This is a genomic window from Hylemonella sp. W303a (genome assembly GCF_046452315.1).
Lineage (GTDB): Bacteria > Pseudomonadota > Gammaproteobacteria > Burkholderiales > Burkholderiaceae_C > Hylemonella.
Map to the genome: position 1 here is coordinate 297,854 of NZ_JBKFDG010000002.1, position 14,264 is coordinate 312,117.

Here is a 14,264-nt window from a genome sequence, read left to right on the forward strand (position 1 = left end):
ACGGAAAGAAAAGATCATCAGATGCATATGACTGAATCGGCATAAGACCAATCAGCCGGTGGCACGCAGCGGGCAGCAGACGCCCGCGGCTCAGAGCAGCGCGTCGGCCCAGATGTTGCGCGCCCAGGACTTGGCGTACTGACCCTCCAGCGCGTTGGCGGCCGGCGACAGCCCACCGGCGCCCTGCACCGCCACCACGGTCTTCTGCTCGGCGCTCCATTTGTGGACAGAGGCCACGTGCACCACCTCGGTGGCGGAGACAAAGCTGTAGCAGGTGTTGGCCAGGATGGGCTCGGGATTGACCTCGCGGCCCTGCAGCAGCGCGATCACCGCGTCTGCGGCGACCTTGCCGTGGTTGTTGGCCATGAAGCCGGACTTGGGCATTCCGGGGGCCGAGGCCGTGGCATCGCCCAGCACATGGACACCCGGCGCGACGGCGGACTCGAAGCTGCGGAAGTCCACCCCCGCCCAGCGGTTGCTCACGTTGAGCAGCTGGGCTTGCTGCGCGATGCGACCCGCTTGCTGGGGCGGCACCACGTTGAGGACGCCTGCGCGCACGGTGTCAAAGCTGGTTTCGATGGACAGCTTATTGGCATCCACGCGCACCAATTCATTGCTCGCGCGATATTCGACCAGGCCCGGATACAGCTCGTTCCAGGCCTTGAGGAACAGGCCCTTCTTGGAGACGATGTCGGGGTTGGCGTCCAGCACGATGACCTTGGAGCGCGGCTTGTGCGCCTTGAAGTAAGACGCAACCTGAGAAACACGTTCATAAGGCCCGGGGGGGCAGCGGTAAGGCGCCTTGGGGATGTGCAGCACGTAGGTACCGCCGTTGTCCAGCGCCTCAAGCTGCTTGCGCAAGGCGACCGTCTGAGCCCCTGCCTTCCAGGCGTGCAACACCTTGGCCTGCGCCTCGGCGCTTTCCAGCCCAGGGGTCTGGTTGTAGAGGAAGTCGATGCCCGGCGAGACGATGAGGCGGTCGTACTTGAGCGTGTCGCCACGCGCCAGCCGCACTTCCTTCTTGGCCACGTCGATGGCCGAGGCCTCGTCGCGCACCACCCGCACGCCGTGCTTGCGTTGCAGGGTGTCGTAGCTCGTGGTCAAGTTCTCGATGGTCTCGTAGCCGCCCAGCACGAGGTTGGACAGCGGGCAGGAGATGAACGCGGCCTCGCGCTCGACCAGCACCACCTCGATGTCTGGCGCCCAGAGACGGAGGTACTTCGCCGCGGTCGCGCCGCCGTAGCCCCCGCCGATCACCACCACGCGCTGGCGCGCCGTGCCGATGGGCGTCGCACAACCGGCCAGGGTGGTCAAGGCGCCCGCACCCGCGCCGGCCGCGACGGTGCGCAAGAAAGTTCTGCGTTGGATGGGATTCATGGTGTGTGTCTCCGGGTTCCGGGTCAGGTCAAGGCTTCTGGGCGGCGAAGAAGGCCGCCAGGCGTTCAAGTTCGGCGTCGCTGTAGCCCTTGGCGTGCTGGTGCATGACCGTGGCCTGCAACTCACCCTTCTTGTACGCCAACAGCTTTTGCAGCAACACCGCACGGTCTTGGCCCGCAATGACCGGAATCGCTCCCGGCGTGGCCCCGCCCGCACCGTTGGTGCCATGACAGGCGGCGCAACTGGCAGCCCAGACGCGGGCCTGCATGTCCACGCCTTGCGCATGAGAGATGGGGCTCAGGCCGGCGGTCAGCAGCAAAGTCAAGCCGAAAAACTGTTTGTGTTTCATGTGCGAGTCTCCAGAACCGGCTGCTTAGAGTATCGAAAAGTCTGGCGCGGATATCGATATTTTGGCTCGCCCTAGGCGGGCTCAAGCTCACTTCTTGGCGTAGATTTGGTCGAAGCTGGCGCCGTCGGCGAAGTGGTCCTTGTCCGCCTTGGCCCAACCGCCAAAGGCTTGGTCGATGGTGAACAGGTTCAACTTGGGAAACTGCTTGGCGTACTTGTCGATGGCCTTCTTCGACACCGCGGGACGGTAGAAATGCTTGCCAGCAATGTCCTGACCTTCCTCGGTGTACAGGTACTCCAGGTAGGCCTGCGCCACCTTGCGCGTGCCCTTCTTGTCCACGTTCTTGTCCACCACCGCGACGGCCGGTTCAGCCAAGATGGAGATCGACGGTGGCACCACGTCGAACTTGGTGCCGAACTCCTTCTCCAGCAGGTAGGCTTCGTTCTCCCAGGCGATCAGCACGTCACCCTGGTTGCGCTGAGCGAAGGTGATGGTGGAGCCGCGCGCGCCGGTGTCGAGCACGGGCACGTTGGTGTACAGCTTCTGCACGAATTCCTTGGCTTTCGCATCGCTGCCGTACTTGCGCTTGGCGAATTCCCAAGCGGCGAGGTAGTTCCAGCGCGCGCCACCCGAGGTCTTGGGGTTCGGGGTGATCACGCTCACGCCCGGCTTGATCAGGTCGTCCCAGTCCTTGATGCCCTTGGGGTTGCCTTGGCGCGTCACCAACACAATGGTCGAGGTGTAGGGTGAAGAGTTGTGCGGCAGCTTCTTCTGCCAGTCCGCAGCCAGCCAGTTGCCGTTCTTGACCAGCGCATCGGTGTCACCGGCCAGCGCCAGGGTGGCGACGTCGGCATCCAACCCATCGATGATGGAGCGGGCCTGCTTGCCCGAACCGCCGTGGCTTTGCTTGATGGTGACGTTCTGACCGGTCTTTTCCTTCCAGTACTTGGTGAAGGCGGCGTTGAATTCCACATAAAGCTCGCGCGTCGGGTCGTAGCTCACGTTGAGCAGGGTCACGTCCTGCGCCAAGGCCGGGGTACCAGCAAGGCTGAAGGCGGTCAGCAGACCGGCCAGCAGGGGAAACTTGATAAAGTCGCGGCGTTGCGTCATGTCGGGTTCCTTGGTTCGAAGTTGGAATCGCTGCAATCGAAAAAAAGCGATGCAAGGCATTCTGGAGAGACATGACTCAAACTGGAACGAATAAGATTTCAGTTGCTTATTACTTAAACATCGATAACCCCCCAAGAGATTCACGCCATGGCACGCACCGTCAACTGCATCAAGCTCGGCAAGGAAGCCGAAGGCCTGGACTTCCCGCCCTACCCGGGTGAACTGGGCAAGCGCATCTGGGAAAGCGTGAGCAAGGAAGCCTGGGCCGCCTGGCTCAAGCACCAGACCATGCTGGTCAACGAGAACCGCCTCAACCTGGCCGACGCGCGCGCGCGCCAATACCTGGCCCGGCAGATGGAGAACCATTTCTTCGGCGCCGGCGCCGAGCAGGCCCAGGGTTACGTTCCTCCCAGTGCCTGAGCGCGGTCCCACCTCACGGCGTCACTTCAACGCCTGACACCACGGCATCGGCCAAGGCACGGGCCGAACAAGACGTCCCCGCACCCCGATGAGCGAACCTGTCACCTGGCGCGAGGGCACGCCGTACAGCACGCGTTTCGACGATCTCTACCGCACTACGGCGGATGGCCTGGCCCAGGCGCGGCGCATTTTTCTCGCGGGCTGTGGTCTGGTAAGTCCCGGCAATGAAGTGGCGGAACCTCCCCACGCACAGACGCAGTGCCCCCAAACACAGGCCAGTGCCTGGGCAGATCAGCGCCAGTGGCGCATTCTGGAAACCGGCTTCGGGCTGGGGCTGAACTTTCTGGCCGCATGGCAAGCCTGGCGCAACGATGCGCGACGCCCCGGTCTGCTGCATTTCGTCTCCATCGAGGCGTTCCCGGTCGGGGCCGAGGATCTGGTGCGCGGCGCTCAGGCCTGGCCGGAACTGTCGGCACAAGCCCAGGAACTTGCCGCGCAATGGAGGCAGCTGGAGCCCGGCAACTCCTGTGCCGTGCAGCGGCTGAGCTTCGAGCAGGGCCGCGTGCTGCTCACCCTGTGCCTGGGCGATGTGCGTGAGATGCTGCGTGAGTTGCGCCCCACCCTGCCGCACCGCGTGGACAGCGTGTTCCTCGATGGATTCTCTCCGCACGCCAACCCGGACATGTGGTCGCCGGACACCTTGCGCGAACTCAGCACCTTGGCCCGGCGTGGCGCCACACTGGCCAGTTGGACGGCCAACGGCGCGGTGCGGCGCGCCTTGGCGCAAAACGGTTGGCAGGTAGAGAAAGTTCCGGGCTTGCCCCCCAAGCGCGAGAGCATCCGCGCCGTGTTCGCGCCACACTGGGAGCCGACCCGCGCTCGGCCCCCGGTGGACCACGAGCCTGCACGCTGCGTCGTCATCGGCGCAGGCCTGGCCGGCGCGGCCGCCGCCGCGAGCCTCGCGCGCCGGGGCTGGCAGGTGACGGTGCTGGATGCGGGCCAGCCTTCGCTTCCGATTGACATCGGGGTCAACGCCGCACGGGCGTCGGATCTGCGGGATTCGTTCGAGGGCAGCTCCGCCGCACGGGCGTCGGATCTGCCCGTGGGCCTGTTCGCCCCCCATGTCTCTCCAGACGACAATCTGCTGTCGCGTTTGACGCGCGCGGGCATACGGCACACCTTGCAGGCTGCCGAGGACTTGAGCGGGCGAGGTCGGCTGTGTGAGGGGCAGGACTGGGCACTCAGCGGGGTGCGCGATCAGGGCCATGCAGCACCGGTCGACCATGCACTGGCAGGGTGGTTCAAACCGGCGCGACTGGTCGCGGCCTGGCTCAGCGAACCGGGGGTGCAAGTGCGAGGACAAGCCCGCGTCGCGGCCCTGCGGCGTGCCGACGCGAGAGCAGATGCGGGCGCGTTCTGGCAGCTGCTGGACGCGCAAGGCCAGGAAATGGCGCGGGCAGAGTTGGTGGTGGTTGCGGCAGCCCACGCCAGCGCGACCCTGTTGAACGACCCTTTGCTGTCAGGCACGGCCCTGCCTCTGAACCCAGTGCGCGGACAAATCAGTTGGGGCCTGCACCCCAGCACCTCACCCGAGGCGTTCGACGCAAACTGGCCTCCCACGCCCGTCAATGGCAACGGGCACTTCATTCCCAGCGCGCCCATGGACTCGGGCCTGGCCTGGCTGTGCGGCTCGACCTACGAACGCGGCGAAACGGACCCGCAGCCCAGCGAGGCCGCCGTGGCGGCGGGGCATGCCGCCAACCTCGAGAAACTCAGGGTGCTGCTGCCCGACATGGCGCAGCGACTCGCGCCCGACTTCGAAGCGGGCTCGGTGCGGGCTTGGAGCCAAATCCGCTGCACCTCGCGGGACCGGCGCCCCTTGGTCGGTTTCCTGGATCGGGACGCAAAGCACACCGATCGCTCTTCCTCCGCGCCCATCTCGCAGCGGCCCTGCCGTCTGGCCGTGCTGACGGCATTGGGCTCGCGCGGCCTGAGCTTTGCCGCGCTGTGCGCCGAGTTGCTGGCCGCGCAACTGCATGCCGAACCCTTGCCGCTGCCTCGCCGACTGGCTCAGGCGCTGGACGCACGGCGGGTCTTGCCCAGAACAGACGGTGGCTGAACAGACCCTGGCAAGCGACTTTGAGCGACAGGTGTCGGCATGCTTGCCCGCTTCCATGACGGTTGAGAGCTTGCGCGCGCCTTGGGGTCGATTGCACTCCTTACATCGCGTTGCAAGGTAGCGCCACCGACACAAAGCCGGGGCCTCCACAATGGCCCACCGCCCAACCCCCATCACCCGCCCCACACGCCATGGCTTCGACCGCTCCGATCACCTCCACTCCGGTGTCTGAACCCGCCAAGGCACCTCCCCGCCTGTCCGACGAGCGCAAGCCCTTGAGCGCCCTTGTGGTCGTGCACGACCCCGCCTTGAAGCAGCGACTGGTCCAGGTCCTGGCTGCCATGACGGAAGTGGGCGCGGTACGCGGCGCCCACACGCTGGAGCCCGGTCTGGTGGCGATCGACGGCGGCATGGTGGACCTGCTGTTGGCCGACTTGGACCTGCCCGAAGAGGGCGGCCCCATCCTCATACGGCACGCGCGTCGACGTCTCGCAAGCTGCAAGGTTCTGGCCTTGGCGACGCCGGCCACCGCAGAGACGCGGATGCCCGCCGCCCTGAACTTGGGGGCGCTGGGCTGGCTGCGCATGGACGCTGCGCAGCAAATGTCCAGCGCGGAAATCACCGGGCGAATTCGTCAATTTCTCGCAGACTGAGACCTTCAGGCCCAGTCCTCTTGGCGGGCGGCTTGGCGCAAAATACGCCGATGTCCCACAAGCTCATCCTCGACATCGACCCCGGTTTGGACGACGCGCTGGCCCTGTCGTTCGCACACGCCCACCCGAGCTTGGAGTTGCAAGCCATCACGACCAGTTTCGGGCGGGTGGCGCTGCCCCAAGCCACCCGCAATGCCCTGCGCTTGAGCGTGCTGTTGGGTCGGGAGGATCTGCCCGTCTGTGAAGGTGTCGTCACGCCCACGCGCAAGGGCGAATGGCTGCCTGATCCCGGCCTGCACGGCCAGGATGGCCTGGGCGATTGGACGGGTGCGCAGGCTCCTGACGGCACCCCCTTGGCCGAAGCGCCGCTCAGCCGAGGCGTGGACGACCGTTCCGCCGCGCGCTGCATCGTCCAGATGGCCATGGCCCATCCGGGTGAAATCTCCTTGCTGTGCAGCGGCCCCCTGAGCAACCTGGCCCAGGCGCTGCGCTTGGAACCTCGGCTACCTCAATTCCTGAAGCAGGTGGTGGTGGCGGGTGGCAGCCTGGACGCGCCCGGTGATGTGTCCCCCTGCGCCGAGATCAACCTGTGGTCCGACCCGCACGCGGCGGACGTGGTGCTCGGGGCAGGTTTCAATCTGACGCTGCTGGGGCTGAACGCCAGTCGCGTCGCGCCCCTGCCGCTGGCCTGGGTCGAGCATTGGGCGGCGCAGGGCCCTGCGAGCACGCTGCGGCAGCTTCTGTGGCACGCCGCGCGCCGTCAATCGGAGGTGCAGGCTCAAGAATCTGGCCGTCCAGCTCATCAAGACACCTCCCCAGCCATCGCTGTGCCTGGTGCTCTGGCCTTGGTATGGCTGTTGTCTCCTGACAGTTTCCACGGCGTCCGCGGCCCCGCCCGCGTGGTGCCTGACGGCTTGGCCGAGGGCCAATTGATGTTGGACCGGCATGCCGACCTGGGCCTGCCCCCCTACCCGCACCCAGGCTGGAGTGCCAAGCAAGTTCCCGTGCAAGCGATCGTGCATTTGGATGCAGCGGCCTGCATGGACTCCATCCAGCAAACGCTGGCGCGGCTGGGCTGACCTCCTGGCCAGCGGGTCTCCGGGCGCATTTGCTTATTACCGGGAGTCATGGACTCCTAAGCAAAATGTAGTTTGGAATTGGAAGCGCGGCTTTTACAGTTCGCGCCCATGTACCAGTACACCGATTTCGACCGTCAGTTCATCCGGCTGCGCGCCCAGCAGTACCGCGACCAGTTGCAACGCCGCCTCGGTGGCCAGCTCAGCGAAGACGAATTCCGGCCCTTGCGCCTGCAAAACGGCTGGTACGTGCAGCGGCACGCGCCCATGCTGCGCGTGGCCGTGCCCTATGGCGAGATTTCCGCGCCGCAGCTGCGTGTACTGGCCCGCATCGCCCGGGAGTACGACCAACCCAGTCACGAAGTCTTCCAAGGCGCCGTGGCCGCGCAGAACAAGCTGGGCGACGTGCAATTGCGCGACGGCCAGGCCATCGGCAGCAAGCTGGTGACGGGCTACGGCCACTTCACCACCCGCCAGAACGTGCAGTTCAACTGGATTCCGCTGGACCAAAGCGCGGACGTGATGGACCTGCTGGCCACCGTGGACATGCACGGCATCCAGACCAGTGGCAATTGCATCCGCAACATCACCACCGACGCCCTCGCGGGCGTGGCCGTGGATGAAATCGCCGATCCGCGCCCCTGGGCCGAGATCATGCGCCAGTGGAGCACGTTGCACCCCGAATTCGCCTTCCTGCCGCGCAAGTTCAAGATCGCCATCACGGGCGCGCGCGAAGACCGCGCCGCCACGCCCTGGCATGACGTGGGCCTGCACTTGGTCAAGAACGCCGCGGGTGAGCTGGGCTTCAAGGTGCTGGTGGGCGGCGGCATGGGCCGCACACCGACCATCGCCACGGTCATCCGCGAGTTCCTGCCCGCGGATCAGATCCTCAACTACCTCGAAGCCGTGGTGCGCGTCTACAACCGCTGGGGCCGCCGCGACAACAAGTACAAGGCGCGCATCAAGATCCTGGTGAAGGCCGAAGGCCAGCGCTACGTGGACGAAGTCGAGGCCGAGTACCAACAGATCCTCAGCCACGATGGCGCCCCGCACACGGTGAGTGCCGCGGAGCTGAAGCGCGTGAGCGCCGGTTTCGTGCCGCCGGCACTGAAGGTGGACGGCGCAGCTGCGGCCCCCGTGACCGCCGCCGAACAGGCCGAATACCAGCGTTGGTTGCAGCGCAACGTGCACGCGCACCAGAACCCGGCCCTGCGCGCCGTCACGCTTTCCTTCAAGCGTCCTGGTCAGTCCCCCGGTGATGCCACCGCCGCGCAACTCGACGCCGTGGCAGAGTTGGCCGAGCGCTACAGCGCTGGCGAAGCCCGGGTGACGCACCAGCAGAACCTGCTGCTGCCCTGGGTGCAGGCCACGCAATTACCCGCGCTGTGGCGCGAGGCCAAGCGCCTGGGCCTGGCCAAGGCCAACATTGGCCTGCTGTCCGACATGATCGCCTGCCCCGGCGGCGACTTCTGCGACCTGGCCAACGCTCGCTCGCTGCCGTTGGCCGAAGCCGTCACGGTGCGCTATCAAGACCTGGACGAACTGGAAGACCTGGGTGAGATCGACCTGCACATCAGTGGTTGCATCAACTCCTGCGGCCACCACCACAGCGGCCATATCGGCATTCTCGGCGTCGACAAGGACGGCAAGGAGTGGTACCAGGTGACGGTCGGTGGATCGGATGGGAAAGACCTGTCCGGCGCGGCCGTGCCGGGCAAGGTGATTGGCCCATCCTTCTCCTCGCACGAAGTGCCGGACGTGATCGAAGCCCTGCTCGACACCTACCGCGAGCTGCGCGCCACCGGCGCCGACGGCCGCCAAGAGCTGTTCATCGACACCTTGCGGCGCGTCGGCATTGATCCCTTCAAGCAAGCGGGCCAACAGGCCCGCCACCCGAACGCGGACACCGAAGAAACCGCCACCGCCTGAGACCCAAGACCACCATGCCCTTGCAACTGATCACCGCCCACGAGGCTCAGGCCAGCGACGCCAGCTCCCCCGAGGTGCTGGTGCTGCCCAACGACGCCGACCCGCGCACCGCGCAACTCGACGGCGTGAAACGGGTCGACCTGCACTTTCCCGCCTTCACCGATGGCCGCGCGCACAGCCAGGCCTTCCTGCTGCGCCGCCGCCTGGGCTTCCAGGGCGACATCCGCGCCACCGGCGACGTGCTGGCCGACCAGTTGCCGCTGATAGCGCGCAACGGTTTCACGCAGGCCGTGCTGAAGGAAGGCCAGGACTTGGTCACCGCCCAACGCCAACTCGCACGCTTCCCGTCCTACTACCAGGGCGACGCCGTGTTGCCACAACCACGTTTCGCGCGGGAGACCGCATGAACAGCCGCCTGAACCCCGCCAGCGTGGTCAAGGCGGACAGTGGCATCAGCGCTGCCGATCTCGCGCGAGTCAACGCCCAACACGGCCACGATGCGCCCGCCCTGGTGGCCTGGGCGCTGGGCCTGAACAAGACCGCGATCGTCACCACGAATTTCCGCCCCTTCGAGGCGGTGATCCTGCATCTGGTCACCCGCGTGCAACCGGACGTGCCCGTGGTCTGGATGGACAACGGCTACAACACCGAAGCCACCTACCGCTACGCCGACGAAGTCACACGCCTGCTCGGGCTGAACCTGCGCATCTACCTGCCGCGTCGCACGCGTGCCCACCGCGAGGCCGTGGAAGGCCCCGTGCCCGCGCTCGACGATCCGCGTCACGCCGCCTTCACGGAAGAAGTGAAGCTGGAGCCCTTCGCCCGCGCCCTGCGCGAGACTGCACCCCAGGTCTGGTTCACCGCGCTGCGCGCGACCGATTCCGCCGTGCGCGCGCAGATGGAGCCGGTGAGCATCAACCCCGATGGCCTGATCAAGGTCGCGCCGCTGTTGCACTGGTCGTCCAAGGACTTGCACCAGTACTGCCAAACCCATGGCCTACCGAACAACTTCGACTACGTGGACCCGACCAAGGGTGAAGCGCAGCGCGAATGCGGCCTGCACATCGCGCATTGAATGGAGACGACCAAGGTCATGAACGCACGCCCACCCCTCGACATTCGGCCGGAACTCCTGGCCCCTGCGGGGCACCAGCTCAGCAATTCCCACCTCGACGCGCTTGAGGAGGAAACCATCTTCATCCTGCGCGAGGTGGCCGCCACCTTCGAACGTCCGGCTCTGCTGTTCTCGGGCGGCAAGGATTCGTTGGTGATGCTCAAGTGCGCGGAGAAGGCCTTTGGCAAGAAAGGCGAAGGCCCCTCTGGTGGCGGCCTGCCCTACCCGCTGTTGATGATCGACACGGGTCATAACTTTCCCGAGGTGACCGACTTTCGTGACCAGCGCGCCCAGGAGCTCGGCGCCGAGCTGATCGTGCGCAGCGTGGAAGACTCCATGAAGCGCGGCACCGTGCGCCTGGCCCACCCTGGCGAAAGCCGCAACGTGCACCAGTCGGTCACCCTGCTGGAAGCCATCGAGGAATTCCGCTTTGACGCGCTGATCGGCGGTGCCCGGCGCGACGAGGAAAAGGCCCGCGCCAAGGAGCGCATCTTCTCGCACCGCGACAGCTTCGGCCAATGGCAACCCAAGGCCCAACGTCCCGAACTCTGGACCCTGTTCAACACCCGCCTGGCGCCGGGAGAGCATTTCCGCGTCTTCCCCATCAGCAACTGGACCGAGTTGGACGTGTGGCAATACATCGCCCGCGAAAACGTGGCCCTGCCCAGCCTGTACTACACGCACCAGCGTCAGGTGGTGGAACGCAAGGGCCTGTTGGTGCCCGTGACCGAACTCACCCCCCCCAAGGCCGGCGAAACCGTGGTCACGCGCGACGTGCGCTTCCGCACCGTGGGCGACATCACCTGCACCTGCCCCGTGGCCAGCACCGCCGCGAATGCCAACGACATCGTGATCGAGACCCTGGCCGCCGAAGTCAGCGAACGCGGCGCGACCCGCATGGACGATCAAACCAGTGAGGCTTCGATGGAGAAGCGCAAGAAGGACGGGTATTTTTGAAACACCCCCAGGCTGCGCGCACGGTGTGCGCTCCGCCACCCCCCTTGCAGGGGGCGCTCCCGGTGGCCCGGCGAAGCCGGTTCCACGGGAGGCCTCGAAAAGGAAACTTATGACCGCAACGACCCTCTCAAATCTCAGCACCGCATCGGCCCTGCGCTTCATCACCTGCGGCTCGGTGGATGACGGCAAAAGCACCCTGATCGGACGCCTGCTGGTCGACACCCGGGCCGTGCTGCAAGACCACCTGGCAGGCGTGCAGCGCCAGGGCCAGACCGACCTGGCCCTGCTGACCGATGGCCTGACGGCCGAGCGCGAACAGGGCATCACGATCGACGTGGCTTACCGCTACTTCAGCACCGAAACCCGCAAATTCATCATCGGCGACGCGCCGGGCCATGAGCAGTACACGCGCAACATGGTCACCGCCGCCTCCAGCGCCGACGCGGCCGTGGTGCTGATTGACGCGACCAAGCTGGACTGGAAGAACCCGTCCCTTGCCCTGCTGCCCCAGACCCGCCGCCACAGCCTGCTGCTGCAACTGCTGCGCGTGCCGGGCATCGTGTTCGCGGTGAACAAGCTGGACGCGGTGGAAGACGCGGCACTGGCGTTCCAGCACATCAGCGCCCAACTGACCGCCTTCGCGCGCAACGCAGGGTTGAATGTGCACGCGACCGTGCCCGTCTCCGCGCTCAAGGGCTGGAACGTGGTGGACGCGGCCGAACAGGCCGCCTGGTGCGGTTATGACGGCCCCACCCTGCTGCAGATCCTCGAGGCGCTGCCCACGACCGCCGCTGACCATGCCCTGCCTTTTGCCTTCCCCGTGCAGTGGGTTGAAAAGTTCTCTTCCTCCGCCGACACCTCGCAAGGGCGCCGCGTGTTTTGGGGCCGCGTGGCCGCAGGCGCGGTGCAAGCAGGCGACGAGATCAAGGTCTTTCCGAGTGGCCAAGCCGCGAAGGTGGCCCAGGTGCTGGACCATGTCCGCCAACCTGGGGCCGTGGGCGCGGGCCACAGCGCTGGCATCGTGCTCGACCGCGAAGTCGATGTGTCGCGGGGCGACTGGCTGCTCTCGACTGCCCATGCTCCCGCCACCCAGACGCTGCAGGCCACCGTCGCCTGGCTGGACGATGAACCGCTGGTGCCGGGCCGGGTCTACTGGGCCCTGCACGGTCACCGCTGGGTCAAGGCCAAGGTGGCGCGCATCGCGCACCGCCTGAACATCCAGACCTTGGCCGAGGAAGAAGCCCAGCAACTCGAAGCCAACAGCATCGGCCATGTGGAACTGGCGCTGCAAGCCCCGCTGACCGTCCTGCCCTTTGCCCAGGCACGTGTGCTGGGCTCGCTGATCCTGGTCGACACCGCCAGCCACAAGACCGCCGGGGCGGTTCTGGTGAGGCCAGCCGCAGCCTGAGTCCCTCCCGAGCCCCATCCTTTAAAATCGCGGGTTTCCACCCAGCCAGAACTACAAATGACTCACGTCGTCACTGAAGCCTGCATCCGCTGCAAATACACCGATTGCGTCGATGTCTGCCCCGTCGACTGCTTCCGCGAAGGTCCGAACTTCCTGACCATCGACCCGGACGAGTGCATCGACTGCGCGGTCTGCATCCCCGAATGCCCGGTCAATGCCATCTACGCCGAGGAAGACGTGCCGTCCGGCCAGATGCACATGATCAAGCTCAATGCCGAGCTGGCGCGCGCGCCGGGCTGGAAGAGCATCACCAAGCGCAAGGCCGCCCTCCCCGACGCCGACGAGTGGAAGGACAAGACTGGCAAGCTGTCCGAGCTGCAACGCTGACCCTCGGCGCCAGCCTGACGCTTTGACGCTGATTTTTCAACACTGAGCCGACCCGGCTCGTCCTCAACGCTACCGTGCAGTTTCAAACCCCGTTCCAAACCCATGCGGGCGGCCCCGACGCCCCCGTGATCGAGACCGACGCCGTCATCATCGGCGCGGGCCCCGTGGGCCTGTTCCAGGTCTTCGAACTCGGCCTGCTCGAAGTCAAGGCCCATGTGATCGACTCGCTCGCCTACCCCGGTGGCCAGCCCATCGAGCTGTATCCCGACAAGCCCATCTATGACATCCCGGCCGTGCCGGTCTGCACGGGCCTGGAACTGACGGAATCGCTGCTCAAGCAGATTGAACCCTTTGGCGCCACCTTCCACCTGGGTCAAACCGTGACCGTGGTGCACAAGCGCGAGGACGGCCGCTTTGACGTCGAGACCGACAAGGGCACGCGTTTCATCACCAAGACCATCTTCATCGCCGCGGGCGTGGGTGCCTTCGAGCCGCGCACGCTGAAGGTGGATGGGCTGGACAAGTTCACCGGCACGCAACTCCACTACCGCGTCAAGAACCCGGCTGATTTCGCGGGCAAGAACCTGCTGATCGTCGGTGGCGGTGACTCCGCGTTGGACTGGACGCTGAACTTCACGGCGGAAGGCCCGAACAAGGCCGAGAGCGTCATCCTTGTGCACCGCCGAGACGGTTTCAAGGCCGCTCCCGCGAGCGTGGCCAAGATGAAGGAGCTGTGCGACGCCTACGAAATGCAGTTCGTGGTGGGCCAAGTGACGGACTTCGAAGAGAAGGACGGCAAGCTGGCGGCCGTGAAAGTGACGGGCGGCGATGGCGTGACGCGCGTGGTGCCGCTGGACGTGCTGCTGGTCTTCTTCGGCTTGTCGCCGAAGCTCGGGCCCATCGCCGACTGGGGGCTGGACATCGAGCGCAAGCAGCTGGTGGTCGACACCGAAAAGTTCAGCACCAGCGTGCCAGGCATCTTCGCAGTGGGTGACATCAACACCTATCCGGGGAAGAAGAAGCTGATTCTCAGCGGCTTCCACGAATGCGCCTTGGCGGCTTTCGGTGCCATGCCCTTCATCAACCCGGACAAGAAGGTGCACCTGCAGTACACGACGACCAGCCCGAAGCTGCACAAGGTGCTGGGGGTGGAGTCGCCGGTGTTTGACTGATCCTCAAGCCCGTTCGCCCTGAGCTCGTCGAAGGGTCGAAGGGCTGAACCAGAAGAACCAAGCCCGCTTCGTGCGGGCTTTTTTGTGGCTTCGTGCGAGAGCCGCACCGTGCCTGCCCCCAGCGCGCTCATACGGGGATGGCCTTCGGCTTCGCGCTTCAGACGGGCAGCAGCCACTTCTCTACCTGCGCCGC

General features: G+C 65.8%; 14 protein-coding genes. 11 read left to right on the plus strand and 3 right to left on the minus strand.

From position 1 onward, the window contains the following. Positions 1-90: 90 nt before the first annotated feature. From ACLBKS_RS05045 to ACLBKS_RS05055, 3 genes are all read right to left on the minus strand, one after another. A complete protein-coding gene (locus ACLBKS_RS05045; protein ID WP_410191699.1) occupies positions 91-1,377 on the minus strand; it encodes an NAD(P)/FAD-dependent oxidoreductase in 1,287 nt (428 codons plus the stop codon). A gap of 28 nt (positions 1,378-1,405) precedes the next feature. Continuing rightward, on the minus strand, positions 1,406-1,726 hold the full coding sequence (locus ACLBKS_RS05050; RefSeq protein ID WP_410191700.1) for a c-type cytochrome: 321 nt from the start codon (positions 1,724-1,726) through the stop codon (positions 1,406-1,408). A gap of 87 nt (positions 1,727-1,813) precedes the next feature. Then, on the minus strand, positions 1,814-2,836 hold the full coding sequence (locus tag ACLBKS_RS05055; RefSeq protein WP_410191701.1) for a sulfate ABC transporter substrate-binding protein: 1,023 nt from the start codon (positions 2,834-2,836) through the stop codon (positions 1,814-1,816). Positions 2,837-2,983: 147 nt separating this feature from the next. Between ACLBKS_RS05055 and ACLBKS_RS05060 the strand changes: the two genes are divergently transcribed. The 11 genes from ACLBKS_RS05060 (at position 2,984) to ACLBKS_RS05110 (ending at position 14,071) form a co-directional block, all read left to right on the plus strand. Next, positions 2,984-3,256: an oxidative damage protection protein gene (locus tag ACLBKS_RS05060; protein WP_410191702.1), complete on the plus strand. Its 273-nt coding sequence runs from the start codon at positions 2,984-2,986 to the stop codon at positions 3,254-3,256. Between the two features lie 88 nt (positions 3,257-3,344). Further along, complete coding sequence (gene mnmD, locus ACLBKS_RS05065) at positions 3,345-5,375, plus strand: tRNA (5-methylaminomethyl-2-thiouridine)(34)-methyltransferase MnmD (protein WP_410191703.1); 2,031 nt, start codon at positions 3,345-3,347, stop codon at positions 5,373-5,375. Positions 5,376-5,566: 191 nt separating this feature from the next. Continuing rightward, positions 5,567-6,028 carry a hypothetical protein gene (locus tag ACLBKS_RS05070; RefSeq protein ID WP_410191704.1) on the plus strand — a complete coding sequence of 154 codons (462 nt, stop codon included), beginning with the start codon at positions 5,567-5,569 and terminating at the stop codon, positions 6,026-6,028. A gap of 50 nt (positions 6,029-6,078) precedes the next feature. Further along, positions 6,079-7,107: a nucleoside hydrolase gene (locus tag ACLBKS_RS05075; protein ID WP_410191705.1), complete on the plus strand. Its 1,029-nt coding sequence runs from the start codon at positions 6,079-6,081 to the stop codon at positions 7,105-7,107. A gap of 108 nt (positions 7,108-7,215) precedes the next feature. Next, complete coding sequence (locus ACLBKS_RS05080; protein WP_410191706.1) at positions 7,216-9,033, plus strand: nitrite/sulfite reductase; 1,818 nt, start codon at positions 7,216-7,218, stop codon at positions 9,031-9,033. A gap of 14 nt (positions 9,034-9,047) precedes the next feature. Beyond that, a complete protein-coding gene (locus ACLBKS_RS05085) occupies positions 9,048-9,440 on the plus strand; it encodes a DUF934 domain-containing protein (RefSeq protein WP_410191707.1) in 393 nt (130 codons plus the stop codon). Continuing rightward, positions 9,437-10,108, plus strand: a complete 672-nt coding sequence (locus ACLBKS_RS05090; RefSeq protein WP_410191708.1) for a phosphoadenosine phosphosulfate reductase family protein — start codon at positions 9,437-9,439, stop codon at positions 10,106-10,108. The genes ACLBKS_RS05085 and ACLBKS_RS05090 overlap by 4 nt, the downstream gene beginning before the upstream one ends. Positions 10,109-10,126: 18 nt before the next feature. Continuing rightward, the gene (gene cysD, locus ACLBKS_RS05095; RefSeq protein ID WP_410191709.1) at positions 10,127-11,104 is read left to right on the plus strand and encodes a sulfate adenylyltransferase subunit CysD; all 978 of its coding nucleotides are present in this window, start codon (positions 10,127-10,129) and stop codon (positions 11,102-11,104) included. 109 nt (positions 11,105-11,213) lie between these two features. Continuing rightward, entirely contained in the window at positions 11,214-12,512 is a 1,299-nt protein-coding gene (locus ACLBKS_RS05100) for a sulfate adenylyltransferase subunit 1 (protein WP_410191710.1), read from the plus strand. Positions 12,513-12,569: 57 nt separating this feature from the next. Then, positions 12,570-12,899 carry a ferredoxin FdxA gene (fdxA, locus tag ACLBKS_RS05105; protein WP_410191711.1) on the plus strand — a complete coding sequence of 110 codons (330 nt, stop codon included), beginning with the start codon at positions 12,570-12,572 and terminating at the stop codon, positions 12,897-12,899. A 74-nt stretch (positions 12,900-12,973) separates the two neighbouring features. Beyond that, positions 12,974-14,071: an NAD(P)/FAD-dependent oxidoreductase gene (locus tag ACLBKS_RS05110; protein ID WP_410191712.1), complete on the plus strand. Its 1,098-nt coding sequence runs from the start codon at positions 12,974-12,976 to the stop codon at positions 14,069-14,071. The last annotated feature ends 193 nt before the right edge of the window (positions 14,072-14,264 follow it).